This is a genomic window from Paraburkholderia sp. CI2, from assembly GCF_014201055.1.
GTDB classification, from domain to species: Bacteria; Pseudomonadota; Gammaproteobacteria; order Burkholderiales; family Burkholderiaceae; genus Paraburkholderia; species Paraburkholderia tuberum.
In genome coordinates, this window is record NZ_JACHDL010000011.1 from 38,682 (window position 1) to 63,737 (window position 25,056).

At 65.4% G+C, this 25,056-nt stretch carries 24 protein-coding genes and 1 pseudogene; 8 read left to right on the forward strand and 17 right to left on the reverse strand.

Annotation, left to right across the window (positions count from 1 at the left end; translation table 11 throughout):
* Position 1 precedes the first annotated feature (1 nt).
* A complete protein-coding gene (mdcA, locus tag HDG32_RS16935) occupies positions 2 to 1,672 on the reverse strand; it encodes a malonate decarboxylase subunit alpha (protein WP_184069123.1) in 1,671 nt (556 codons plus the stop codon).
* Between the two features lie 20 nt (positions 1,673 to 1,692).
* On the reverse strand, positions 1,693 to 2,463 hold the full coding sequence (locus tag HDG32_RS16940) for a GntR family transcriptional regulator (RefSeq protein ID WP_184069126.1): 771 nt from the start codon (positions 2,461 to 2,463) through the stop codon (positions 1,693 to 1,695).
* 205 nt (positions 2,464 to 2,668) lie between these two features.
* Here HDG32_RS16940 and HDG32_RS16945 point away from each other — a divergent pair, with 205 nt between their 5' ends.
* Positions 2,669 to 3,967 (forward strand): MFS transporter, encoded by a 1,299-nt coding sequence (locus HDG32_RS16945; protein ID WP_184069429.1) that lies wholly within the window; start codon positions 2,669 to 2,671, stop codon positions 3,965 to 3,967.
* Positions 3,968 to 3,988: 21 nt separating this feature from the next.
* Here the strand turns inward: HDG32_RS16945 and HDG32_RS16950 are convergent, their stop codons facing one another.
* Positions 3,989 to 4,921: a DMT family transporter gene (locus tag HDG32_RS16950; RefSeq protein WP_184069129.1), complete on the reverse strand. Its 933-nt coding sequence runs from the start codon at positions 4,919 to 4,921 to the stop codon at positions 3,989 to 3,991.
* Positions 4,922 to 5,023: 102 nt separating this feature from the next.
* Between HDG32_RS16950 and HDG32_RS16955 the strand changes: the two genes are divergently transcribed.
* Positions 5,024 to 5,881 (forward strand): LysR family transcriptional regulator, encoded by an 858-nt coding sequence (locus tag HDG32_RS16955; RefSeq protein ID WP_184069131.1) that lies wholly within the window; start codon positions 5,024 to 5,026, stop codon positions 5,879 to 5,881.
* A gap of 23 nt (positions 5,882 to 5,904) precedes the next feature.
* Here the strand turns inward: HDG32_RS16955 and HDG32_RS16960 are convergent, their stop codons facing one another.
* The 6 genes from HDG32_RS16960 to HDG32_RS16985 all read right to left on the reverse strand — a co-directional run bounded on the left by HDG32_RS16960 (position 5,905) and on the right by HDG32_RS16985 (position 13,874).
* Positions 5,905 to 6,960, reverse strand: coding sequence for an ABC transporter ATP-binding protein (locus HDG32_RS16960; protein WP_184069133.1), 1,056 nt, complete (start codon positions 6,958 to 6,960; stop codon positions 5,905 to 5,907).
* A 50-nt stretch (positions 6,961 to 7,010) separates the two neighbouring features.
* On the reverse strand, positions 7,011 to 8,615 hold the full coding sequence (locus HDG32_RS16965; protein ID WP_184069136.1) for an iron ABC transporter permease: 1,605 nt from the start codon (positions 8,613 to 8,615) through the stop codon (positions 7,011 to 7,013).
* Positions 8,616 to 9,647 carry an iron ABC transporter substrate-binding protein gene (locus tag HDG32_RS16970; RefSeq protein ID WP_184069138.1) on the reverse strand — a complete coding sequence of 344 codons (1,032 nt, stop codon included), beginning with the start codon at positions 9,645 to 9,647 and terminating at the stop codon, positions 8,616 to 8,618.
* 71 nt (positions 9,648 to 9,718) lie between these two features.
* A complete protein-coding gene (gene efeB / locus HDG32_RS16975) occupies positions 9,719 to 11,038 on the reverse strand; it encodes an iron uptake transporter deferrochelatase/peroxidase subunit (RefSeq protein ID WP_184069140.1) in 1,320 nt (439 codons plus the stop codon).
* A gap of 36 nt (positions 11,039 to 11,074) precedes the next feature.
* The gene (locus tag HDG32_RS16980; RefSeq protein ID WP_221307775.1) at positions 11,075 to 12,169 is read right to left on the reverse strand and encodes a hypothetical protein; all 1,095 of its coding nucleotides are present in this window, start codon (positions 12,167 to 12,169) and stop codon (positions 11,075 to 11,077) included.
* A gap of 181 nt (positions 12,170 to 12,350) precedes the next feature.
* Positions 12,351 to 13,874 (reverse strand): carbohydrate porin, encoded by a 1,524-nt coding sequence (locus HDG32_RS16985; protein WP_184069142.1) that lies wholly within the window; start codon positions 13,872 to 13,874, stop codon positions 12,351 to 12,353.
* A 328-nt stretch (positions 13,875 to 14,202) separates the two neighbouring features.
* Here HDG32_RS16985 and HDG32_RS16990 point away from each other — a divergent pair, with 328 nt between their 5' ends.
* From HDG32_RS16990 to hutC (HDG32_RS17005), 4 genes are all read left to right on the forward strand, one after another.
* Positions 14,203 to 14,880 (forward strand): hypothetical protein, encoded by a 678-nt coding sequence (locus tag HDG32_RS16990; protein WP_090806128.1) that lies wholly within the window; start codon positions 14,203 to 14,205, stop codon positions 14,878 to 14,880.
* Positions 14,881 to 14,971: 91 nt separating this feature from the next.
* A complete protein-coding gene (locus tag HDG32_RS16995; protein ID WP_184069145.1) occupies positions 14,972 to 15,808 on the forward strand; it encodes an arylamine N-acetyltransferase in 837 nt (278 codons plus the stop codon).
* Between the two features lie 23 nt (positions 15,809 to 15,831).
* Positions 15,832 to 16,512 (forward strand): isoprenylcysteine carboxylmethyltransferase family protein, encoded by a 681-nt coding sequence (locus HDG32_RS17000; RefSeq protein ID WP_184069431.1) that lies wholly within the window; start codon positions 15,832 to 15,834, stop codon positions 16,510 to 16,512.
* A gap of 111 nt (positions 16,513 to 16,623) precedes the next feature.
* Positions 16,624 to 17,409: a histidine utilization repressor gene (gene hutC / locus HDG32_RS17005; protein WP_090806124.1), complete on the forward strand. Its 786-nt coding sequence runs from the start codon at positions 16,624 to 16,626 to the stop codon at positions 17,407 to 17,409.
* A 20-nt stretch (positions 17,410 to 17,429) separates the two neighbouring features.
* Here the strand turns inward: hutC (HDG32_RS17005) and hutC (HDG32_RS17010) are convergent, their stop codons facing one another.
* From hutC (HDG32_RS17010) to HDG32_RS17030, 5 genes are all read right to left on the reverse strand, one after another.
* On the reverse strand, positions 17,430 to 18,242 hold the full coding sequence (hutC, locus tag HDG32_RS17010; RefSeq protein ID WP_184069149.1) for a histidine utilization repressor: 813 nt from the start codon (positions 18,240 to 18,242) through the stop codon (positions 17,430 to 17,432).
* Positions 18,239 to 19,126, reverse strand: coding sequence for an amino acid ABC transporter ATP-binding protein (locus HDG32_RS17015; RefSeq protein WP_311540065.1), 888 nt, complete (start codon positions 19,124 to 19,126; stop codon positions 18,239 to 18,241). The genes hutC (HDG32_RS17010) and HDG32_RS17015 overlap by 4 nt, the downstream gene beginning before the upstream one ends.
* A 13-nt stretch (positions 19,127 to 19,139) precedes the next feature.
* The gene (locus HDG32_RS17020) at positions 19,140 to 19,802 is read right to left on the reverse strand and encodes an amino acid ABC transporter permease (RefSeq protein WP_184069152.1); all 663 of its coding nucleotides are present in this window, start codon (positions 19,800 to 19,802) and stop codon (positions 19,140 to 19,142) included.
* A 28-nt stretch (positions 19,803 to 19,830) separates the two neighbouring features.
* Entirely contained in the window at positions 19,831 to 20,481 is a 651-nt protein-coding gene (locus HDG32_RS17025) for an amino acid ABC transporter permease (RefSeq protein ID WP_018420800.1), read from the reverse strand.
* A gap of 88 nt (positions 20,482 to 20,569) precedes the next feature.
* On the reverse strand, positions 20,570 to 21,397 hold the full coding sequence (locus tag HDG32_RS17030) for a transporter substrate-binding domain-containing protein (RefSeq protein ID WP_090806118.1): 828 nt from the start codon (positions 21,395 to 21,397) through the stop codon (positions 20,570 to 20,572).
* Between the two features lie 239 nt (positions 21,398 to 21,636).
* Between HDG32_RS17030 and HDG32_RS17035 the strand changes: the two genes are divergently transcribed.
* A complete protein-coding gene (locus HDG32_RS17035) occupies positions 21,637 to 22,620 on the forward strand; it encodes an isopenicillin N synthase family oxygenase (protein ID WP_184069155.1) in 984 nt (327 codons plus the stop codon).
* Between the two features lie 11 nt (positions 22,621 to 22,631).
* Positions 22,632 to 24,068 (forward strand): FAD-binding oxidoreductase, encoded by a 1,437-nt coding sequence (locus HDG32_RS17040; protein WP_184069158.1) that lies wholly within the window; start codon positions 22,632 to 22,634, stop codon positions 24,066 to 24,068.
* Between the two features lie 18 nt (positions 24,069 to 24,086).
* On the opposite strand, the gene HDG32_RS17045 is transcribed toward HDG32_RS17040, so the two are convergent.
* The 3 genes and pseudogenes from HDG32_RS17045 to HDG32_RS17055 form a co-directional block, all read right to left on the reverse strand.
* Entirely contained in the window at positions 24,087 to 24,260 is a 174-nt protein-coding gene (locus HDG32_RS17045) for a hypothetical protein (protein WP_260336497.1), read from the reverse strand.
* Between the two features lie 73 nt (positions 24,261 to 24,333).
* Positions 24,334 to 24,852, reverse strand: coding sequence for a DUF2778 domain-containing protein (locus tag HDG32_RS17050; RefSeq protein ID WP_184069164.1), 519 nt, complete (start codon positions 24,850 to 24,852; stop codon positions 24,334 to 24,336).
* Between the two features lie 2 nt (positions 24,853 to 24,854).
* Positions 24,855 to 25,049 (reverse strand): annotated as a pseudogene (locus HDG32_RS17055) (type VI secretion system tube protein Hcp); the annotation flags it as partial.
* Between the last annotated feature and the right edge of the window lie 7 nt (positions 25,050 to 25,056).

The window sequence follows — 25,056 nt, forward strand, 5'->3', positions numbered from 1 at the left end:
GTCACCAGCTCCGGAAGCGCGCGGGCGGCGCGTACAGTCCGCCCGACCACGTGACCAGATCGTCGATGCTGCGCGCCGCGAGCAGCGAACGCTTCGCGTCGCCGCGCCGGATGCCGAGATCTTCCGGATACGCGACGATGCCGCGCCGGCGCAATTCCGCGGTTTTCTCGGGCTTCGCGCGCAGACCGATCGGCGTGACACCGGCCACCGCCGCGACCGCCGCGCGCCGCTCGTCGATGCCTTCGGCCTTGTGCAGATGCGCGATGCCTTCCTCGGTGACCACATGGCTCACGTCGTCGCCGTAGATCATCACCGGCGCGATCGGCATGCCGTTTTTCGCGCCGACCGCGACCGCGTCGAGTTCATCGACGAAGGTCGGCTCGCCGCCTTTCTTGTACGTTTCCGCGAGTTGCACGACGAGCTTCTGGCCACGCGACACCGCGCCGTCGCCCTTCAACAGCTTCAGCCACGCCTCGCTCGAATGACGCCGGCCGCGCGGATCGTGGCCCATGTTCGGCGCACCGCCGAAACCGGCGAGCCGTCCGCGCGTGACCGTCGACGAATTCGCGTCCGCATCGATCTGCAGCGTCGAGCCGATGAACAGGTCGACGCCGTATTGCCCGGCCAACTGGCACAGCACGCGGTTCGAGCGCAGGCTGCCGTCGTTGCCGGTGAAGAACACATCGGGGCGCGCCTCGATATACGCCTCCATGCCGACCTCGCTGCCGAAGCAATGGATGCTGTCGACCCAGCCCGATTCGATCGCCGGGATCATCGTCGGGTGCGGATTGAGTGTCCAGTTGCGGCAGATCTTGCCCTTGAGACCGAGCGATTCGCCGTAGGTGGGCAGCAGCAGTTCGATCGCCGCGGTATCGAAGCCGATGCCGTGATTCAGCGACGCGACGCCATACGGCTCGTAGATGCCGCGTATCACCATCATCGCGGTCAGCACCTGCAAGTCGCCGATATGGCGCGGATCGCGCGTGAACAGCGGCTCGACCGCGAACGACCGGTCCGCCTGCACGAGCACGTCGACCCACGAGCCCGGAATGTCGACGCGCGGCAATTCGTCGACGATCTCGTTGACCTGCACGATCACGATGCCGTGACGGAACGCGGCGGCCTCGGCGATCGTCGGCGTGTCCTCGGTATTCGGGCCGGTGTACAGATTGCCGTGACGGTCGGCCTTGTCCGCGCACAGCAGTGCAACGTGCGGCGTCAGGTCGACGAACATGCGCGCATACAGCTCGACATACGTATAGATCGCGCCGATTTCGAGCTGGCCGTCTTCGAGCAGTTGCGCGACGCGCAGACTCTGCGGCCCCGCGAACGAGAAATCGACCTTGTGCGCGATGCCGCGCTCGAACAGCGTCAAGTGCTCAGGACGACTGATGCTCGAAATCAGCAGATGCACGTCGTGCAGCTTGTGCGGATCGACCGTGGCGAGCGAGCGCGACAGGAAGTCGGCCTGTTTCTGGTTGTCGCCTTCGAGCGCGACGCGCTCGCCGGGCTGGATCAACGTTTCGAGCGCATCGACGATGCGGTGCGTGGGCAGCACGCCGTCTTCGAGCCACGGCGCGATGGCCGCGAGGCGGCGGTTCTTTTCGTCGCGCCGGGTCGTCCACGAACGGACAGTGGACCGCGATGCGGCGGCTTCGGCGGGGTGGTTCATCGGCTCGGTCATCGGTTCGATCAGCTCCCGGTGGTGACGCGCGGACGGCGGCCGCGCGGCTTCGGTTGATGCGCAAGCGCTTCTTCGCGCGTGCGCTCGGTCAGGAAACGATGCAGAAGCTCGCCGGTGCCGAGCAGATGCGCGACCACCAGCGACTGCGCGGTCGCGATATCGCGGCGCTCGACGGCTTCGAGCAGGGCGGCGTGCTCACTGTCGGACTCGCCCTTGTACGACGGCAAGCCGAACTTCAGGCGCAGATAGCGTTCGCCGCGCCGGTGCAGCAAGCCGATCATGTCCTCGAGCTGCGGCCGGCCGGCGGGCGCGTAGAGACACATATGAAACGCGGCATTGCGCGTGACGTATAGCGACGGGTCCTCTTCGCGCTCGGCGGCGCGGCACAAGTCCGCGGCTTCGCGCAGCGTCGCGGCGGTGTGATGCGGAATCGCAAGGCCGAGCGCGAGACTTTCGAGCGCCGAGCGGATCTCGTAGATCTCGCGCGCTTCGTTGGCGGACAGCGGCGCGACGCTCGCGCCTTTATGGACCGCCGCGCGTGCCCAGCCCTCGCTTTCGAGCTGGCGCAGCGCCTCACGCACGGGAATCGCACTGACCGAGAAATGCCGGGCAATCGCGTCCTGGCGCAGCGGGGCGCCAGGCGCGAGCGTGCCGTCGACGATCGCCGCGCGCAGCGCCTCAGCAATCATGTGCGAGGTGCTTTCGCGCGGCGCGGCGGCCGGAAGAAACGAACCGGACATGGCGGCTTCCAGGGGAAAACCTTCAGTTGCGTCGGTCATGGTATCAAATATTATATATAAAAAGACGCGCATTTCAGCGCGGGCAAACCCGGAAGTCTTGAACCACATTCCAGGCAGGTGCTCGCGCCGTCCTCTGAATGAGTTGTACGAGGACATCGCCGATCAATCAACGTCGTCGAGCCATCCCCAAGCGCGCCCGTCCCTTTCTTCGTTACGTTCAACTATCGTAGGCCGGAGGAGCATGATGAATACAGTAACCGACCGACGAGCGGTCGCGCGTCAGCGCACACCGCTCAATCGTTCGCAGATCGCAGGGTTCTGGGGAGCGTGGGCCGGCTGGACGCTCGACGGCATGGACTCGTTCATTTACGCGCTGGTGCTCACGCCCGCGCTGACCGAGCTGTTGCCGCGTTCGGGCTTCGCGGCGACGCCGTCGAATGTCGGCCTCGCGGGATCGATCCTGTTCGCGCTGTTTCTGGTCGGTTGGGGACTGTCGTTCATCTGGGGACCGCTCGCCGATCGCTTCGGCCGCACCAAGGTGCTCGCCGCCACCATCTTCACGTTCGCGATTTTCACCGGGCTCGCCGCGACCTCGACCAATGTGTGGCAGCTCGGTATTTATCGCTTCATCGCGGGCGTCGGGATCGGCGGGGAATGGGCGCTCGCGGGCACCTACGTTGCCGAGGCCTGGCCGGAGGATCGTCGCAAAATGGGCGCCGGTTATCTGCAGACCGGCTACTACGCGGGCTTCTTTCTTGCGGCTGCGCTCAATTACACGGTCGGCGTGCATTTCGGCTGGCGCGCGATGTTCCTGACCGGCGCGGTACCGGTCGTCGTCGCGATTCTGATTCTGCTGCGCGTGAAGGAGCCGCAGAAGTGGCAGAAAGCCCACGCAAAGACGGTGCGCGTGAAGCCGTTGCGCGAGATCTTGGGGCCGGCTTACCGGCGTCGCACATGGGTCGCGTGCATTCTGCTGACCATCGCGATCATCGGGCTGTGGGCGGGCGCCGTCTACGAGCCGTCCGCGGTGATCCAACTGGCGGCGCGCGCCGGCATGTCCAAGGGCGATTCGATTCGCACCGCGTCGCTCGCGACCGGCCTGCTGTCGATCGGCACGATCCTCGGTTGTCTCGCGCTGCCGCCACTGGCCGAGCGCATCGGCCGCAAGATGACGCTCGCGGTGTACTTCGCGGGGATGGCGGTGTCGATCGCGGCGAGCTTCGGTTGGGCGTTCTATCTGCCGAACGGGCTCGCGCCGTTCATCGCGTGGCTGTTCGTGCTGGGCTTTTTCGGCGGCAACTTCGCGTTGTTCAGCCTGTGGCTGCCCGAGCAGTTCGAAACCCGTGTACGCGCGACGGCGTTTGCGTTCTGCACGTCGTTTGGACGCTTCGTCGGCGCCGGCGTCAACTTTCTGCTCGGCGCGGCGGTGCTGCATATGCAGACGCTCGGCGTGCCGATCGCGTTGACCGCGCTCGTGTTCGTCCTCGGCCTGTTCGTGATTCCGTTCGCGCCGGAGACGAAGGGCGAGACGCTGCCGCAGTAAGAACCGGGCGGGCGGCGCGCTTTACTTCGCGTGACTGCGTGCCCGCCCACCCGGATGGAGCAGCGTCAGCAACGGCCAGCCGAGATTGACGCCGAGACTCGCGGCGACGATCAGCGCCATGCCCGCCAGTTGAGACAGCGACAGCGCACGGCCATACACGAGCGCATCCACGACGATCGCGGTCAGCGGATAAACGAACAACAGCACCGCGATCACTGGCGTGCTGAGCCTGGGCAGCGCGCCGTAAATCAGTACATACGACAATCCCGTGTGCAGCACGCCCATGCCGATCAGCCAGAACCACTGCATCGGACCGATATGCGTGAGCGTCAAAGGCGCGATGAGCGGCGCGATCAGCGGCAGACAGGTCACGCCGACCGCGCATTGCGTGAGCGTCAGCAGATGCGGGCGCATTTCGCCGAGGCTCTTCGCGATCAGCGTGACGCTCGCATACAGCAGCGAGCCGAGCAGCGCTTCGCTCAAGCCGATCAGATAGCTGCTGTGGCCTTGCAGGTTTCCGGCCGCGATCACGCCCGACGCGAGCACGAGCCCGACGAACGCCGTCGCGATCCAGCCGAGCCGGTCCGCGCCGAGCCGCTCGTTAAAGAGCGCCGCGCCGATCAGCACGACCCAGAACGGCTGCACATGAAACACGACGGTCGCGACCGCGATGCTGGTGCGATGAATCGCATCGAAAAAGCCGACCCATTGCGTGACCATCAGCACGCCGGAAATCAGCGCGAGCGCGACCGTGCGGCGCGTGAACTGCGCGCGCGTGAAAAAGCCCTTCCACGCGCAATAGGCGGCGAGCGAGAGAAAGCCGAACAGGCAGCGGAAGAACACGAGCGTCAGCGCATCGAGCCGCGCCTCCTCGACGAAAACGCCGATCGTGCCCATCAGCAGGCCGCCGCTCGCCAGCGTGATCGCGCCTTGTTGACGTGAGGTGAGGGACATGCGCAACGACTCCGAAACATGATGCCTGCGAGTATTGCGCCGCTTGTGGCCTGTTCACAAACGAATTAAATTGAGCAATTCCATAAGCCCGGTTGATAAATCGTGAACCCTGAATTCGACGTCGATCTGTTGCGCAGCTTCGTCGCGGTCGTGGAGGCGGGCAGCTTCACGAAGGCGGCGGCGAGCGTGCATCGCTCGCAGGCGGCGGTCAGCATGCAGATCAAGCGGCTCGAAACGATGCTCGGCACGACGCTGTTCGCACGCACCACGCGCAACCTGTCGCTGACGCGGCCCGGCAGTACGCTGCTCGAATACGCGCGGCGCGCGCTTGCGTTGCAGGAGGAGGCGTGGTCGGCGATCGTGCGGCCCGAGGTGACCGGGCGGGTGGTGCTCGGCGCGCCGGACGACTATGTGTCGTCGCTGCTATCGCCGGTGTTGCGGCGTTTCGCGACGCTATACCCGCGCGTCGAGATCGAGATCGTCTGCGCGCAGAGCACGGCACTCGCGCCAATGCTCGCGGACAACAAGATCGACCTCGCATTCGTCACGCGCGACCGCAGGATGCGCGGCGAATTCGTGCGCAGCGAACCGATGGTGTGGGTGGGGGCGTCGGTCGATACGCCGGTGCTGAAGGCCTCGCCGTTGCCGGTGGGGTTGTACGAGCCGGGCTGCGTCGCGCGTCAGCACACGCTGGCTGCGCTGGATGGCGCGCGCATCCGTTATCGCGCGGCGTTCAGCAGCGCGAGCCTGATGGGGCTCGTCGCGACCGTGGATGCCGGTTTGTCGGTGATTGCACTGACGCGGTGCAGCGTGCCGCCGCGGCTCGCGATACTCGGCGACGCGCAAGGCCTGCCGAGAATCGCGCCGCTCGAAATCGTGGTCGCGCGCAGCGCGAAATCGGATCGGCCGACCTGCGATTATCTGGCGCAGCAGATGGTGCAGGATCTGTCGCTGCGGTAGCCGAGCGCGCCAGCCTTGGTCGTTCAGGCACGCGAATAGGCGGTCACTTCACCCTCGACCGCGAGCCGCACGCGCTCACCCGGACGCGGGCACAGATAACCGGGCACGCGCGCGCGCACCATCGCCCGCGTCGCGGACTGCAATTGCAGCGCGACGCTTGCGTCCTGCCCCTGGAAGATCACGTCAGTGACGAGCGCGTCGTGTGCGGCGCCTGTGCGCGCGGTTTCATCGGCGCGCAGCAGGCGGATCTGCTCGGGACGCACCATCACGTCGACCGCACCGTGACCGACGGGCGCGACCAGTGGGAGTTCGCCGAGTTCGCAACTCGCGCGATCGTGTTGCGCGATGCCCGGCAACAAGACCGCCTCGCCAATGAACGACGCAAGCTCGCGCGTCACCGGCCGGCGGTATAGCACTTCGGGCGTCGCGGTCTGGATCAGCCTCCCATTCCACAGCACCGCGACCTCATGCCCGAGCGACAACGCCTCGGACTGATCGTGCGTGACCAGCACGGCAGTCGCGCCGGCCGCGGCCAGCGCACTTGCGACCGCCTGGCGCGTTTCGACGCGCAGCGCGGCGTCGAGCGAGGAGAACGGCTCGTCGAGCATGATCAGCGTCGGCGTGGGTGCGAGCGCACGGGCGAGCGCGACACGTTGCTGTTGACCGCCCGACAGTTGCTGCGGCGCGCGCTCGCCAAAATGCGCGGGCAGGCCGACCAACTCCAGCAACTCAGCGACGCGATGGCGCGCGCGGCGCTGCGTGCGAGGCAGACCGAACACGATGTTGTCCGCGACCGACAGATGCGGAAACAGCGCGCCTTCCTGCGGCACGTAGCCGATGCGGCGTTGCTCCGACGGTACGTGCAGGTTGTCGCCGACGACGCGCCGGCCATCGATCTCGACGCTGCCGCCGTCCGCGCGCTCGAAGCCGCACAACAGCCGCAGCAGCGTGGTCTTGCCGCTGCCCGAGGGCCCCAGCAGCGCGAGCAGCGTGCCGCGCTCGACCGAGAGATCGAGGCCGTGCAGCACCGGGTGACCGTCGAACGATTTCTGCAGTCCGCGGATACGAAGTTCGCTCATGAAAATCCGAAGTAGTCGAACAAAAGCAGCGATGAAAAAGCCGGCGCGTGTCAGCCGCGCTCGCCGAGCAGCGCCGAGCGGCCGAGCAGCGCGAACAGCAGCCCCGACGCGCACAGCGAGATGCCGGTCAGCAGCGCCGCATACGGCGCGGCCGCGGCGAACGCCATCGTCGACGTGTCGGCCCACACCTGGGTCGCCAGCGTTTGCGTGTCGAGCGGCGACAGCAGCAGCGTCGCGTTCAGTTCGGTGACGACCGAGATGAACACCATCGCCGCGGCAGCGCCGAGCCCGGGGCCCGCGAGCGGCAGCACGACGCGCACGAGCGTCTGCGTCCAGTCAAGGCCGAGCGCGCGCGCGGTTTCCTCGAGGCGCGGTTGCGCCTGCATGAATGCCGCGCGCACGCTGACGAGCGCGACCGGCATGAACAGGATCGCGTAGGCGACGATCAGCAGCGTCGCGCTTTGATAGAGCGGCTGCAGCGCATGCACGGCGAGCGAGACGATCGCGAGCGCAATCACGAGCCCCGGCACGCCCTGCGCGAGAAACACGGTGCGCTCGAACAGCGTCGCGAAACGCGTCGGATAACGCACCAGCAGAAACGCGAGCGGCACCACGAGCAACGTGGTCAGCGCGGCGGCCGCGAGGCCGAGACCCAGCGACGAACACGTCGCGTTCCACAGCAGTTCGGGCGATACGTCGGCCGGCGTCACGGCGGCCGCGCCCGGCTGCGTGAGCCAGAAGCCGATCATGCCGAGCGGTACGCCGAGCGTCGCAAGCGTCAGCAGCGCAAAGCCCGCGACGACGAGCCAGCGCCACCCACCGAGCTCGTAGCGCAACACCGCGCGGCGCGTGCCGCGATCGACGCGCTCATAGCGCGCTGCACCGCGCACGCGAAACTCGAACGCAAGCACGACGAGGCAGATCACGATCAGCAGACACGCGAGCAGCGATGCACCGCCGCCGTCGAAGCTGGTGCGATATTCCGCGTAGATCTGCGTGGTGAACGTATGAAAGCGCAGCAGCGTGAACGCGCCGAATTCCGATAGCACGCCGAGCGCGACGAGCAGCATGCCGCCGAGCAGCGCCGGCCGCAGTTGCGGCAGCACGACGCGCGCGAAACTCGTCCAGCGGTTGCAGCCGAGTGCGCGCGCGCTTTCTTCGAGTGCCGGGTCCATGCCGCGCAGCGCGGCGGCGACCGGCAGATAGACGAGCGGAAAATACGCGCAGGTCAAGACCAGCAACGCGCCGTTGAAGTCCTGCAAGTCCTCGCTCAAGGACACCCACGCATAGCTCGAAATGAAGGCCGGCATCGCGAGCGGCGCGGCGCACAGCACCGCCCACGCGCGCCGTCCGGGAAGATGCGTGCGCTCGACGAACCACGCGGCGGCCGTGCCGATCACCGCGCAAACGAGGGTAGTCGTGACGGTGATCAACGCCGTATTGACGAGCAGCTCGCCGACGAGGGGCCGCCAGATCAGATCGAGCGCGTCGCCGATCCCGAAGCTCGCCGCGCGCCAGAACGTAAACGCAATCGGCAGCAGCACCAGCAAAGCGCTGAGTGCTGCCGCCGCAAAAAGGCCGCGCGGCGCGCGCGTCCGCCCGCGCGCCGGGGCTGGGGGGACAGCCGGCGGACCGGCTGACAGTGCTTCGCTCATTTACAGCAGGCCTGCCTGACGTAGCAGCTTGCCGGCTTGGCTATCGTCGCCGAGCTGCTGGATCGTCAGCGTGGGCGGAGTCAGTTCGGCAAACGGCTTGAGGATCGGGTCCGGCGCGACACCCGCGTGCAGCGGATATTCGAACATCACGTGGCTGTTGGCCATCAGCTGCTGTGCGCGTTCGCTGACCAGATAGGCGAGAAACTTCTGCGCGCCGTCCGCGTTGTGCGCGGACTTCAGCACGCCCGCGCCCGATACGTTGACGAGCGCGCCGGCGTCGCCGTGGCCGAAGTGATAGATCGCGCTGCGGGTTTTCGCATCGCCGATTTCCGCATGCAGACGCGACCAGTAGTAGTTGTTGATCAGACCGGCCGCGACCCCGCCGCGATTGACCGCGGCGACCACGCCTTCGTCATCGTCGAAGATCTGCGCGTTGGCTTTGAGACCCTTCAGCCACGCGAGCGTCTGCTCTTCACCCTTCAGGGCCAGCACCGCGCTCACGAGTGGCAGGAAGTCGGCGTCGCTCGGCGCGATGCCGACCTTGCCTTTCCATTCAGGCTTCGCAAGGTCGAGCACCGATTGCGGCAGTTGCGACGGCTGCAGCTTCGTCGTGTTGTATGCGAGCACGCTCTCGCGCGCGGTCACGGCGACCCATACACCGCTCGGCGAATTGAAACGTGCCGGCACCGCGCGGAGCGTCGCTTCGTCGACCTTCGCGAGCAGACCCTTTTCCTCGAGCAGCATCAGCTCAGGCGAGTTCTCCGTGAAGTACACGTCGGCGGGCGACGCCGCGCCTTCCGCGACGATCTGCGCGGCGAGCGCCGGGCCTTCGCCGCTGCGGATTTTTACCGAGATGCCCGACTGCTTTTCGAAGTCCTTTGCGAGCAGATTGACGACCTGCTCGTGCTGCGCGTTGTACAGCGTGATCGACGCCGAGTGAGCCGCCGACGGCATCGTCGCGAGCGCGGTGAGCGACAGCGCGGCCATGCTGCCGAGCGCGCGCAGACGGGTGGCAAACCAGGAATGAGCCATGTTGCAGAAGTCCGTTTTGATTGTGTTGAGTGAGCCAGGCGCTGCACGCCCGGCGTGCTTCATTTGCTGCATCACGTCTCGAACAGCCCCGCGCCGACATACGAACCCGGCTTCGCGCCCGGCGGCACGACGAAAATCGCGCTGCCGACGTGAGTCGTGAACTGGTTCATCATGTCGAACTTCGCGAGCCGGTCGTTGATCGGGATGAAGCCGGTGCGCGGGTCGCTCTGGTGCGCGATGAAAATCAGCCCCGCGTCGTACTCGGTTTCCTGGCGCCACGGCGGCCAGCGCTCGATATAGAAGTTCGTGCCTTCGTTGTACGAATACGAGCGGCGCAGAATCTGCGCGCCGTTGTTGCTCGCCGGATTCGACAGACGCACGTGCGAGTTCTCGGGGATCACCGGGTTACCGTCCTTGTCCTCGGCCTTCAGATCCACCGCGTCGAATTCATGCTTGCTGCCGATCGGCGCGCCGCTGTACTTGTGGCGGCCGAACACCTGTTCCTGGAAACCGAGCTCGGTGTTGTCCCAGTGTTCGAGCGTGATGCGGATGCGGCGCACGACCGTGTAGGTGCCGCCTTCCATCCACGGCGCGTCGTCGGTGGCACGAGCCCACACGAACTGGTTCATCAGCTCAGGCTTCGCGGTCGCCGGATTGTTGGTGCCGTCCTTGAAGCCCATCAGGTTGCGCGGCGTCTGAGCGCGCGGACCGGACAGAAAACCGGCCTGGCCCCAGCGCATCGCCGCGACGCCGTAGGCACGGCGCGTCAGTTGGCGTACCGCGTGAAACGCAACCTGCGCGTCGTTCGCGCACGCCTGGATGAACAGGTCGCCGCCGGTCTTCTCCTTGATCAGCTGATCGCCGTTGAAGCGCGGCAAATCGACGAGCGCGGCGGGGCGGCGCGACGCGAGCCCGTAGCGGTCCTTGCCGTCCTTCGTGAAGAGGCCGGGGCCGAAGCCGAACGTGATCGTCAGACCGTTCGGGCCGAGGCCCAGCACGTCGCCGGAATCGGGGGCGGCCCGGTCGCCGCCGCCGTCGCCGTCGCCGGCGGGCAGCGCGAAGGCCGTGCCGCCTTGCGTCAGGCACGCGGCTGCTTCGGTCCACGTGCGCAGCAGGGCGATCACTTCGTCGCGCTTGTCGGTGCTCAGCTCGAGCGCGGCGACGTAGGTGTGGCTCTGCTGCGGCGTGACGATGCCGCCTTGATGCGGACCGTAGAACGGCTCGGCCGCGAACTGCGGATCGGCGTTCTGGGCGCTATGCGCGGGCGCCTTCGCGAGCGCGGGCGGCGAGGTCGCGAGGCCTGCGCCGAGACTCGCGCCGGCGGCGACCGCCGCGCCCCCCGCCTTCAGGAAGCCGCGTCGTGACGGCCGTGGGGGGTGATCGTTTGTCATGGCCAGTTCACCTTCTTGAAACTGCGTGGGTGCCGCCTACTTCGCGAGCACCAGTGTGTTCACGTCGTCTTCGACGTAGTAGAAGCCGTCGCCTTCCGGCGTCATCGCGATACCGAACAGGTCGCCGTTGCCGGGGGGCGATTGCGCCTTGTCGGTATCGATCCAGCGTGCGTACAGCTGCTTGCCGGTCGCCGGATCGATCTCGACGACCTGGCCGTTCAACGCGTTGGTCACCAGCAGGTGGCCATTGGGCGCGGTGACCATCGCGAGCGGACGATGCAGCAGGCCGTCGGCGGTCAACTGGCGGCCGACGCCCGCGCTGCTGTCGCGCGTGAGCGGATCGTCGATCTCGGTGATGCGGTTGCCGATCGCGTCGGACACGTACAGCAGTTTCTGATCGGCCGACAGCGCGAGGCCGGTCGGCCCGACGAGGAACACGCCCTTGTCGGCCTGCGCGCCGAAGCCGCTGCCGATCACGGTTTCCTGCTTCACGACGGGCGGCTTGCCTGCCGGCACGTCGAGGTCGAGGCGCAGCACGGTGGCCTGCTTGAACACGGGCGGATTGCCTTGCGCGTCGCCGACGCCGAAGCCCGCGTTGCTGACGAACAGCGTTGCGCTCGTGCCGTTGTCGACGACCGCCATGTTGCCCCACGGATCGTTGATGTTCGGCGTCGAGATCGTCGACGCGATCTTGCCTTGCGGGTCGATCACGATCAGGCAGCCAGCGCCCTTGGTGCCGGTCGTGCCGTCGTTGCTCGGCGTGCTGCCGACGATCACCCAGCCGGACTTCAGCATCGTCATCGCGGTCGACAGGCCGATGCCGCCCGGGCATTCCTTCAGATCGCGCGGCACGGTCGCGAACACCGTCATCTGTCTGGTGTCCGGGTGATAGTTGATGATCGTGCTGCCGGTGCCCTGCAGGTTTGTCGAGTTGTTGAAGTTGCCGACCAGCACGTCGCCTTTCTTCACGGTGCCCGCGCTGACCGGCGCGACCACGAGCGCGTACGGATTCTGGTCGCCGTTATCCGGCACGGTGTTGATCAGCGTCGTGTGATGCTTGATCGTTTCAAGGAAGCCTTGCGGCTCGGCCTGCGCGCTGGCGGCCATCGTGAGAGCGGCGGCGCCGGCCATCGCGGCGAGCAGGGCTCGCGCGGCGCGCGCCGCAAGCTTGCGCGTGAGTTGATTCACGATCGGGCCTCCGTGCGGGTGCACAAAGCGGGAGTGGCGGTGACGATTAAAAGCATGGGAAGCGCTGGTCCGGTTGCGTGGGGTCGCATGTGCTTGCGAGGATGAAAGCGCGCGGCGGGCGCCGTCAGAAGTTGATATTGGTCCGCATACCGACGACGAAGGTGTTGCGCAGCGGCTGCGTCGGGTCGTTCGGGTTCTGGCCCGCACCGGCGTTGAACGTGTATTGCGCGTCGGCCTGCAACTGCCACCACGGATTGACCTGGTATTGGTAGGTCGCCTCGAGCGTGGTTTCGCTGGTGCGCACGCCGTAGGGGCTGCCGTTGAATGCCAGGAAGTCCTTGTCGAGTCCGTTCACGTGACTGCCGACCTTGATGTAGGTCAGCGCGAGACCGGCGCTGTCGTTGTCACGGCCCTTGAACGGCGCCTTCAGCACGACGCCGAGGTTGGCCGCGACTTGCACGAGGTTGCGGTCGCCCGGCGCGCCCATCACGCGCGCGAACACGCCGAGACTGCGAGGTTCGTCGGAGTCGGGGCGCCACACCATCTGATCGGCGACCGCATAGAAGCTGTAGTTGCCGCTGTGATTCACCGGAATGCCGGTCGACGCCGGATTCGCGAGCGACAGCCCCATGTTGTCGTAGCGCTGATCGGCGAACTTGTTGGTGTTGTACCAGACGCCGAGCTTGTAGGTGCCCGGCAGACCGCCGCCGCCCGTGCCGACCATTTCGCCTTCGGCCGGCTGGTTGATCGAGTACTGCAACTCGCCGATCCACAACGCGCCGTTATGCAGGTTGAAGTTCGTGCCGCTCATGTTGTCCGGGTCGTTGCCGAGCGGGTCGCCCGAATACACGCCGGCAAGCGCGGTCAACGAAGGGGTGATCTGGCCGCGCACGCGCACGCCGAGACCCGCGAGCGGATAGGCGGGACCGCCCGACGGCATGTCGTACGAGGGCAGCGCGGGCCAGCCGAACATCGTGTTGAGGAACAGGGCCGCATACGTGCTCGTGATGAATTCCTGGTCGAGACTCTGCTGACCGATCTTCACGTCCACGCGCTTGTTCAGGAACGACTGCTGATACCAGAGCTCCCACAGACGCGTCGCGTCGTCGGCCTCGATGCCGCTCGCGGTATTCAACGTGCCGAGCTTGTTCGCGCTCAGGTTCGCGCCGTGAATTTGCAGTGCGCTGACGTTGAAGAGGCCGCCCGGCAGGCCGAACGCCTTTTGCGTATCCATCTGCAAGGTGGCGGTGGTCACGCCGTCGTAGTTGGCGCCGCGCGCGAGACCGCCGCGCAGATTGGCCAGCACTTCGCTGGTTTCGGTCAGCGTGAAGGTCATGCCGTACTTGCCGAGCCACGGACGCAGGCCGCCCATGTCGCCGAGCAATTGCTGGCGGTTCCAAAGGCCTGTCCACTGGTCGGTCTGCGTCGCCTGAATGTTCAGGTCGGCCTCGGGCGCTTCCGGGTTCGCATCGGGATTGGCTTCGGCCAGCGCCGCGTGGCCGGTCAACGAGGCCCACGCGAAGGCCGTGCACAGTGCGACGCGCCGCATCGAAGGCAAACGCGTACGATGAGTTGCGCCGGGACCTGCGCAAGCGTCGCAAACCGGACGCGCATTGGCACGCGATCCATTGAGTTGGGCGAACTTCATCGAAATCCTTATGAGTGTTGTTTCGATCGATGTGATCAATCTGCGACTGCCTGGCGCGACATCGCGTGTTGTCCCAGGCTGCCAAAGCGGCTGATGGCGTGATCGTACGCAGGCGTATTGCGGCAGTCAACACAAATGAGAACGATTCGCAACAATATTGCTGGCATGTAATTCCCGGATTTACGGACTGCGCCTAAACTTTATGAGGACGTAAACAGATATTCATTGGCGCGTAATGAAAATGTATTGATGTAGTCAGGCCGAACGTGCGAAACGGCGAGGTGTCGAAGCGCACGAGTCACCCGAAAGTCAAAGTAAGGAGGTAGAAATGGGCAAGCGCATTCTTCTGGTTTCGTTGCTGGTGAGTGGTGGTCTGTTGCTGGGCGGCGCAGCGCACGCGCAGTTGAATCTGAAGCAGTTCGGCATCGGCGGGGGCGGCGATAGCGCGGCGGGTGCCGGGGCGTCGTCGGGCGGCGTGTCGCAGTTGCTGCAGAGTTACGTGGGCGCGAACCAGCAGGTGCTGAGCGGACAGTCGAGCCTCGCGTCGGCGATGGGCATGACGAGTGCCGCCGGCCAGGCGCAGCAGGCGGCGGGGCTGCTCAGCGGCGGCACGCCGTCGGTCAGTCAGTTGACGCAGGTCGGCAGCACCCAGCAGTCGCTGTCGCAGAAGCTGACCGATGCGTTCGCGAATCATGCAAGTGGCGGCGCGTCTGCGACGCCGGTCAACAAGGAAGCGTTCACGCAAGGTCTGTCGTCGCTCGGCAAGGGTGTGAGCCAGTATTCGAGCTTGCAGTCGGGGCTCGGCAGCCTCGGTCAGATGAGTCCGTCGTCGCTGCTGCAATCGGGCCTCAATCCGCAGACCGCGCAAAGCGCTTCGTATATCGCGCAATCGGCGCCGGGGCAGTTGCAGTCGCTGATGTCGACGCTGAGCTCGGCCGTGCAGTTCGCATCGAGCCACGGCATTACGGTGCCGTCGATCGCGACGTCGGCGTTGAAGGGCTTGTAGGCGCGTTTTCGCTTCGTCCCGCGCGCGGTCGATTCAGCGCCGAAAGCCGCTATGATCGCGTCGAACCCGCAGTCCAACCGGAATTCCGCCGATGTCCCACACCATCAATCTGGAAAACTACTTCGCCCGGATCGGCTATCAGGGCCCGCGCGCCGCCACGCTCGACGTGCTGCGGGCGATTCACCGGCTCCATCCCGCCGCGATCCCGTTCGAGAACCTGAACCCGTTGACGCGCCGGCCCGTCAGGCTCGAGCTCGAAGCCGTCGAACGCAAGCTCGTGACCGAAAAGCGCGGTGGCTACTGCTTCGAGCAGAACATTCTGTTCGCGAACGTGCTGATGCAACTCGGCTTCAGGGTCACGCCGATGCTTGCGCGCGTCGTGTGGGGCCGCGAGCCCGGCACGATCTCGCCGCGCACGCATATGGTGCTGCGCGTCGATATCGACGGCGACGCATGGATCGCCGACGTCGGCTTCGGCGCCGTGACGCTGACCGCGCCGCTGCGGCTGACCGCCGGCCTCGCGCAGCCGATTCCGCTCGGCACGTTCCGTCTCGCCGACGCGGGGCGCGACACCGTCTATCTCGAGGTGCTGGCGCCGGACGAGAGCTGGACCCGCGTTTATCACGTCGATCTGCGCGCAGTCGAGTGGATCGACTACGAAACCTCGAACTGGTACACCTCGACGTCACCGGATTCGAAGTTCGTTCATAACCTGCTGGCGTGCCGCGTGTTGCCCGAACTGCGCCTGGCGCTATTCAACGATCAGTTCAACGAGCGCGACGCACGAGGGCAGATCGTCAACGAACGGCGCCTCGCGAGCGCCGCCGAACTCGCCGACTGTCTGCGTGAGCGTTTCGGCTTGAATCTGGAGGACATCGATATCGCCGACGTGTTCGAGCGCGTGCGCACGCGCGATGAGGCCGCATGAGCCGACCGCTCGAGGGAGCCGCGATGGTCGCACGTCTGATCCTGCAATCGCTGGCGTGGCTGGTTTTCATGGGCGTGCTGCTGTTCGGCGCGGCCGGCACGCTCGCGTGGCCGCCCGCGTGGTGGTATCTGTTCGAGCTGGCGGTATTGAGCCTGTGGCTCGGCTTGTGGCTCGCGCGTCATGATCCCGCGCTGCTCGCGGAGCGGCTCGCGCCGTTCGTGCAGGCGCAGCAGAGCCGCTGGGATCGCGTGTTCATGGCCGCGATCGGGGCCGCGTGGTGCGGCTGGCTGGTCCTGATGGGTTTCGACGCGATGCGGTTTCGCTGGTCCGCGCCGCTGCCGTCGTGGCTCATGGGCCTCGGCGCGTTGTGCGTGTTCCTGTGCATCTTCATGTGCCGGTTCGTGTTTCGCGCGAACAGCTATGCCGCACCGGTGGTCAAGATTCAGTCGAGCCGCGGGCACAAGGTCGCCGACACCGGGCCCTACGCGTACGTCCGTCATCCGATGTACGCGGCCGCGCTGGTGTTCTTCGTCGGCACGCCGCTGATGCTCGGCTCGTGGTGGGGGCTCGTGGCGCTGCCCGTGATGGCGTACGGGATGGGCTGGCGCGCGGTGCGCGAGGAGCGGCTGCTCGCCGGGCAGCTCGACGGCTACACCCAATACATGGCTCGTGTGCGTTACCGTTTCGTGCCGTTTATCTGGTAGCGCGTTCCAGCCGTCTCCCAGCGTCGAACCGGGTAAGATTGGGCCCGGCCGTCGGAGAACCGGCCACGGTGTACCTCATGTACCACCGGCGAACCACCGATGAGGTTTGGAGTGAAAACAACGACACAGGCGCGTATAGCGCCCGCCGCACAAGCGGAGCAGAAACAGCATTCCGCCGAACGCGATCGCGATCGCGACACGCCGGTCAAGGCGATGCCCGCCTACGAGCAGATCAAACGCTACGTGCTTCAGCGCATCAGCGAAGGCGCATGGAAGCCGGGCGGGCTGATCCCTTCCGAAACGGAACTGGTCAAGGAGTTCGGCGTCGCGCGCATGACGGTGTCGCGCGCGCTGCGCGAGCTGACCGCCGAGCGCGTGCTCACGCGCGTGCAAGGCTCGGGCACCTTCGTCGCGCCGCAGCGGTATGAATCGACGGTGCTGGAGATCCGCAATATCGCCGATGAAATTGCCGCGCGCGGTCATCGTCATTCGGCGCGCGTGCTGACGCTCGAACCGAGCGACGACGCCGACGCGCTCGAAGCGCTCGGTCTCGCGAACGGTCCCGCGTTTCATTCGTGCATCGTGCACAGCGAGGAGGGCGAGCCGATCCAGTACGAGGACCGCTTCGTCAATCCGAAGGTGTTTCCTGAATATCTGCAGCAGGACTTCTCGGTCGAAACGCCGAATCACTACATGGTGCGGCTCGCGCCCGTGCAGCGCGCCGAGTTTCGCATCTACGCGCAAAAGCCCGACGCCCATGTGCGGCGTCATCTGATGATGGATATCGGCGAGCCGTGTCTGCTGCTGTGGCGGCGCACGTGGGTCGGCGAGAACGTCGCGACGTCGGTGCGGCTATGGCATCCGGCGTCGCGTTTTCATCTGGCGGGGACCGTCTAGTACGGTTTCGGAAGCGCGCGTTATCCCTGGCGCTGCGAGATGTTCGGCGAAAAACGGCAGCCGAGCCGGTAGCGCGAACCCGGATGCACGAAACGCGCGAACGTCACGGCGACGCCGCCCGTCCATGTGCGGCGCGTCAGCGTCAGGCACGGTTCTTCGGCGTGAATTTCGAGCAGCTCTGCTTCGGCAGGCGTCGGCAGCGCCGCGTCGACCACGTGTTCGAGATCGTGCATCGGCACGACCCTCAGCAGATACTCGGACGGCTTCAGCGCCGAGAAATCGTGCTGCAGAAAATCCGGCGCGACGGCCGGATTCACATAGCGATCTTCGAGCTGCACCGGCAGACCGTTCTCGCGATGCACGCAGATCACATGAAACACCGAAGCGCCCGGCGCCAGCCCCAAGGCGTTCGACACCGTGACCGACGCGGTCTCGCGCTGCAACAGCACCATATCGCAGCGATAAGCGTGGCCGCGCGAGCGGATCTCGTCGCCGATATGGGCGATCATCAATAGCGTGGACTGCGGCTTGTTCGCCGCGACGAAAGTACCGACGCCCGATAGGCGAGTGACGAGCCCCGCGTCGGCGAGTTCGCGCAGCGCGCGGTTGACCGTCATGCGCGAGACGCCGAGCGTCGCGACGAGGTCGAGCTCCGAAGGCAGGCGGTCGCCCGCCTGGCGTTCGCCCGAGCCGATGATCTGGCGAATGTGCTGTTTGACCTGCTCGTAGCGCGCGGCCGGCGCTTCGTCGCTGCCGCGCGCGATTTTGGCCGCGGCGCTGGCCGCGCTGGCGGACGATTTGCCATGAGGCTTGTTGCGAACGGCGGCGCTCATAGGGGCGGGGTGTCGTCGGGGCCGCGCGTCCAGAACGCATTGCGGTCGAAGTAGTTTTGCAGAAACTGCCGCAGACGCGGCTGCGCGGCATCGTGAAACACGTCGCGCGGTTTGCCCTGCACGGCGATGCGGCCTTGATCGATGAACACGACCTTGTCGGCGACCTGCGCGGCAAAACCCATTTCGTGCGTGACCACGGCCATCGTCATGCCGTCGCGCGCGAGCTGCTTCATCACCTGCAGCACCTCGCCGACCAGCTCCGGATCGAGCGCCGAGGTCGGTTCGTCGAACAGCATGATGTGCGGCTCCATCGCGAGTGCGCGCGCAATCGCGACGCGTTGCTGTTGACCGCCCGACAGTTTCGCCGGATACGCGTCGCCCTTGTGCGAGAGGCCGACCGTCTCCAGCATCGCGCTCGCGCGGCGGCGCGCTTCGTCGTGCGAAAGGCGCCGCACGCGCAGCAGCGCCTCCATCACGTTGCCGAGCGCGGTCATGTGCGGCCACAGGTTGAACTGCTGGAACACCATGCCGACGTTGCGGCGCACGCGGTTGATCTCGCCCTGCGAGGCGCGCACGCGTTTGCCGTTGCGCTCGGCATAGCCGAGCAGCTCGCCTTCGATGCGCACGTCGCCGTGATCGTAGGTTTCGAGCGCGGCGAGGCAGCGCAGCAGCGTGCTCTTGCCCGAGCCCGACGGCCCGATGATGCAGACCACTTCCGAGCGCGCAATCTCGAGATCGACGCCGCGCAGCACCTCGACATCGCCGAAGCGTTTGCGCAGATCGCGCACCTCGATCAGCGGCGCGGCATTCGATGCGTTCGCCGCTGCGCTGGCGGACGGCGCGGAAGATTGCGCGGGGGAGGACATGTCGGCGATGGCGTTCATAGGTGTTCCGGAATCATGCCATGAAGCGTGCGAGGCGGGCTTCGGCCCACATGCCCGCGCGCGAGGTCAGCTCGACCAGAGCGAGATAGCACACGCACAGCACCAGCAGGGTTTCGACGAAAGCGAAGGTGGCCGAGCCGATGCCGGTCAGCACGAACGTCAGTTCGGGCACCGTGACGATCGACAGCACTGCCGTTTCCTTGCTCAACACGATGATCAGATTGGTCAGCGCGGGCACGATCAGCACCAGCATCTGCGGCGCCTGGATGCGCAGGATCGCCTGCCAGCGCGTGAGTCCGAGACACGCCGCCGCTTCGAGATGGCCTTTGGGCACCGACTGGAAGCCGGAGCGGAACGCCTCGGCGAGATACGCGCTGCCGTAGAGACCGAGGCCGACGATGCCGGCCGTCATCGGTTCAAGCGTGATGCCGATGGACGGGCCAGCGTAGTACAGCAGAAACAGCTGCACGAGAAACGGCGTGCCGCGCAGCAACTCGATGTAGACACGCAAGATGGCGCGCAGCCAGCGTCCGCAGAACAGTTGCAGCACCGCGATCAGAAAGCCGATCGCGAGACCGATTGCGACGCCCGCGGCCCAGCTGGCGAGCGTCGTCGCGAGGCCGGCGGCGATCGGCTGCAGGTTGTGCGTGATGACGGTCGGGTCGAACGTTTGCATGGCGAGGTTCGCTTAAACGTGAGTCGATTCAGGCGTGCTGCAAACGGTGTTCGGCCGCATGCGCGACCAGCGCGAGCGAACCGCAGATCACGAAGTAGATGAGCCCGGCCGCGACATACGCTTCGAGCGGCCGGTAAGTGCTCGCGGCGATGTTCTGCGCGGTGCGCGTCAACTCGGCGACGCCGACCACCGAGATCAGCGAAGAAGCCTTGATCAGCAGCACCATTTCGTTGACGAGCGACGGCAGCGTCAAACGGAATGCTTGCGGCACCAGAATGCGCCGCAGCGTATCGAGCGGGGAAAGCCCGAGCATGCGCGCGGCTTCGAGATGTCCGGGCGGAATGCTCAGAAAACCGCCGCGCAGAATCTCCGCGATGTACGAGGCCGAGCACAACGACACCGTGCTGATCGCGGCGACGATCGGCGACACGTTGATGCCGGCGAACGGCAGCAGGTAGTACACGAGCAGCAGCTGCACGAGCATCGGCACGCCGCGAAAGAAGAACACGTAGGCGCCGCCCGCGAGGCGCGCGGCGCGATGCTGCGACAGCCGCGCGGTGCACACGCCGATGCCGACGAAGAATCCGATCACGAGCCCCGTCAGCGAAATGCCGACGGTGGCGAGCGCCGCATGCAGCAGCAGCGGCAGGCCCTGAACGAAGACGGTCGTGTTGAACATGGGTCGCGGCCGATGGAAGGGGAAGGGCGACGCGGACCGCGCGACGGCGAAACTATTGCACGATGCGGGACGCCCACGTTGAAGACGCTCAGTAGTTCGGCGTGGGCATCGTGGACGGCATCTCCATCGCGACACCGAACCACTTTTTCTGCAACGCGGCGAGGCGGCCATCCTTCTGCATCTTCACGAGCGCTGCGTTGAACGCGTCGGCGAGCGGTTTGCTGTCGGCGTCCTTGCGCAATGCATACGCGAAGTACACCTTCGCGCCGAACGGCGGCTGCACGACCGCGAACATCTCGGGGCGCTGCTTCGCGACATACGCGATGTTGGTCATCGAGTTCGCTGCCGCGGCGATGCGGCCCGCCGCGAGGTCCGCGTAAGCCTGATTGTTGTCGACGTACTCGCGGATTTCAGGCTGCTTCGGCAGCGTGGCCGCGTAGCTCTTCAGCTGGTCCAGCTGCGCGGTGCCTTTGCCCGCGCCGACCGTCTTGCCCGCGATATCCGACGATTGCTTGATCGACGCATCGTTCGCGCGCTTGAGCAGCGCGTCGGTCGCATCGGCGACGGGCAGCGTGTACGTGTAGCGTTCCATGCGCGCCTTCGTGACCGTCAGCGGGCCACCGACCATATCGAACTTGCCCGCTTCGAGACCGGGCAGCACACTCGGCCACGGCAGATCGATGAAGCGCACCTTGACGCCGATTTCCTTGCCGATCTGCGCGAACAGCTCCTTGTTGAAGCCGGCTTGCTGACCGTTCTCGAGAAAGTCGAATGGCGCGAACTGCATTTCGGTGCCGACCACCAGTTCGCCGGCTTTCTTCACTTTGGCGAGCTGGTCTTCGGCGTGCGCGGCGACGCTTGCCGCGCACAGCGCCAGCATGACCAGACGACATTTCCAGCCTGCAAGGATACGCATGGGGTTCTCCGGGGGCGAATTGGTGTTGGGTCGCCGGCGTGTCGAAGTGTTCGTTCCAGACCCGCCGCGCCGGCGGCGCGATGCGGGCTTCGCTGGGCAGTATATACCGCGTTTCCGGCGAAAAATAAATGCTCGCTTGAGTAGAGAAAAGCCCTGATCTCGAGGCGTGCGAAGCAACTTGCGGCGCTGCTTTTGGCGGTATATACCACTGCAATACCGATCCTCGAAGGAGCCGCGCGATGCCCGTGACCCGCATTCCGATCATCGATGTCGCCGACGTGCGCGCGGGCGATCAGCAGGCGCTCCGACGCGTCGCGAAGGAAATTCATGAAGCCTGTACGACGATCGGTTTTTTCTACATCGTCAATCACGGCGTGCCGCAAGCGAAGATCGATGCCGCCGCGCAGGCCGCGCGCACTTTCTTCGCGTTTCCGGTCGACACGAAACGACACGCGGCGGTCAATCATCGGCATCGCGGCTTCAATGCGCTTGGCGACGCGACGATGTATCAGGCGAAGCGGCCCGATCACAAGGAGTTTTTCAGCATCGGCCTCGAACTGCCGGAAGACGATCCCGACGTGCTGGCGGGCCAGGCACTACGCGGGCCGAACAATTGGCCGGACTTCATGCCCGGGTTGCGGCCGGTGCTGTATGACTATTACGAGGCGGTCGGCGCGTGCGGGTCCGATCTGCTGCGCGCGGTCGCGGTGAGTCTCGGCATCGAAGAAAATTTCTTCGCGCCGCGCTACACGAAGCGCATGCAGCGCACGCAAATGGTCTACTATCCGCCGCAGCCGCCGCAGCCGCCGCAGTCGGGCGAAGATCAGTTCGGCGTCGCGCCGCACACCGACTACGGCTGCATCACACTGCTGTGGCAGGATCAGGTCGGCGGCCTGCAGGTGCGCGAAATCGCCAACGATACGTGGGTCGAGGCGCCGCCCGTCGAAGGCAGCTTCGTCGTGAACGTCGGCGATCTGCTCGCGCGCTGGACCAACGACCGCTTCCGCTCGACGCTGCATCGCGTGATCAATGCATCGGGGCGCGAGCGCTATTCGATCGCGACGTTCTACGATCCGACCTACGGCGCGCTCGTCGATCCGCGTGAGCTCGGCGCGAGCGACGCGCAAAGCAAATATCAGCCGGTCGCCGCGGGCGACTATATCCTCGGCCGCATCAACGATTCGATGGGCTATCGCAAGAAACTCGCCGCGACCGCACAGTAAGGACCTCCTGCATGACAGAACCGAGCATCACCGACGACAAGACGACCCAGACCGCAACCCCGACCGCACCGCTCGCGACGACACTCGAGGCCTTGCGCGCCGCGCTCGGCGTCGACGCGGTGCGCGTCGGCGAGCAGATCGGCGAACGCGCGCTGACCGACTGGACGCGCCACGAGCCGACGCGTCCGGCGGCGCTGCTGATGCCGCGCACGACCGACGAAGTATCGTGTGCGCTCGCGATCTGCCACGCCGCGCATCAGCCGGTGGTACCGCAAGGCGGTATGACCGGACTCGCGGGCGGCGCGATCGCGCGCGCCGACGATATCGCGTTGTCGCTCGAACGTCTGGCCGGCGTCGAAGAACTCGACACCGCGTCGGCCACACTGACCGTACGTGCCGGCACCACGTTACAGGCCGCGCAGGAAGCCGCCGAAGCCGCGGGCTTCGAACTCGCGCTCGATCTCGGCGCGCGCGGCTCATGCCAGATCGGCGGCAATCTCGCGACCAACGCGGGCGGCAATCGCGTGATCCAGTCCGGCACCGCGCGCGACCAGGTGCTCGGGCTCGAAGTGGTACTCGCCAATGGCGACGTGCTCAGTTCGCTCGGCAAGATGGTCAAGAACAACACCGGCTATGACCTGAAGCACTGGTTCATCGGTTCGGAGGGCACGCTCGGCGTGATCACGCGCGCGGTGCTGCGGCTGCATCCGCGACGTGCGGCGCGCCATACGGCGCTCGTCGCGCTCGACGATTACGATGCCGCGGTGAGCCTGTTGCGCCGTCTCGCGACGCGCTTCGGCAACGACATCGGCGCGTTCGAGATCATGTGGCCGGACTTCTACGATTTCGGCGTGAAGCTGACCGGCGCGCGCTCGCCGTTCGACGCCGCGCATCCGCTCTATGCATTGATCGAGCACGCGGGCTTCGATGCCGACGACGCTGGGGAACGTTTCGCCCAGGCGCTGACCGATGCGCTGCAAGCGGGCGCGCTGTGCGACGCGGTGATCACGCAATCGGTCGCCGATGCGCGCGCGCTATGGGCGATTCGCGAATGCACCGCGGAGTTTCCGATCAAGCTCGATCCGATCAACTTCGACGTGAGTCTGCCGATTGGCGAGATCGGCACGTTCGTCGACCGTTGCCGCGCGGCGCTCGATCAGCGCTGGCCCGGCAACGAAGCGTATTTCTTCGGGCATATCGGCGATTCGAATCTGCATCTGACCGTGGATGGTCATTCGATTCCGGGCGTCGAACATCACGCGGTCTATGCGTTCGTCTACGAGATGCTGAGGCCGTTGCGCGGGTCGGTGTCGGCGGAGCATGGCATCGGTTCGCTGAAGCGCGAGTTCCTGCCGATTTCGCGCTCACCGGCCGAGCTTGCGGCGATGGTCGCGATCAAGCGTGCGCTCGATCCGCACGGCATTTTGAATCCGGGCAAGCTGTTCTGAGTTTCGATGAGAAGCAAATCAACGACTTCTGCCTCGCGTGCAAGTCCGCCATATTTTCACGATCAGCACATAAAGAACGATCGCCACAATCAGATCTATGGCCGTCATTGCGGCGATGTAAAGCAGTTCATAATCGGCCACTCCGAGCTTATCGGAGATTTCGATCAATATTTGCTGCTGCTCCAGCGTCATGGGTGATGGGTACGTGTGGACATATCGCACCGATAACAAAAACAAAGCCAAAAAAAGAAACAGCTGGCAAAGTCTACGGGCAAGTGTCGCCAATTGTCGTTACCTCGATCCATCCGTAAGCGTGTAGCCCTGAACTACCGGCCAGAACAGTCGGCGTATGCAGGAGCGTATGTCGAAGCCTGCTAAAGTCCGCGACGCTTTTCAGCGTGATACATCCGAATGAAACACCGTCGCCGCCAACCGGATGCAATCGGAAGTTACCGCGCTTGACGCCGTTCACCCAGGTCCAGTCATCGATTGTTCCGTTGTTCCGATAGAGGGCGAACCATTCGTCATGATGAGACGGATTTCCACGGGCAGCATTGTATGCATCCTTGATCAACGCCTGTAATCGCGATGCGATTCCGCCGGTCGGCCGCGCCACTATCCAATACTTCCCGGCTGGTAGAGGCCCCTTGCTCGCGGCCGCTGTACATCCCCCGCGATTGCGGTAAATGCCGTCACCAGAGAAAGCCGGGAACGCCCCTACACCGGGCACTACTAGCGTCAAGGTCGGCGCGTTATCGACTACAAATTTCCCTTGTAGAGGCATGATCAGGATCGCTCCGTCCAACTGTTCGTGAACTGGATGTTGCCGTCGATATAGTGCCAAGTGATGCGCTCATACGATAACCCGACCGATTCGACATGGTTAAGTTGAGACATTGCAGCGATTTTGGCGTTCGCCATTCCAAGATTGATGCCGACCACCTTCACACCCTCCAGCAACATGACAAAATAGACTCTTTGCGCCTCG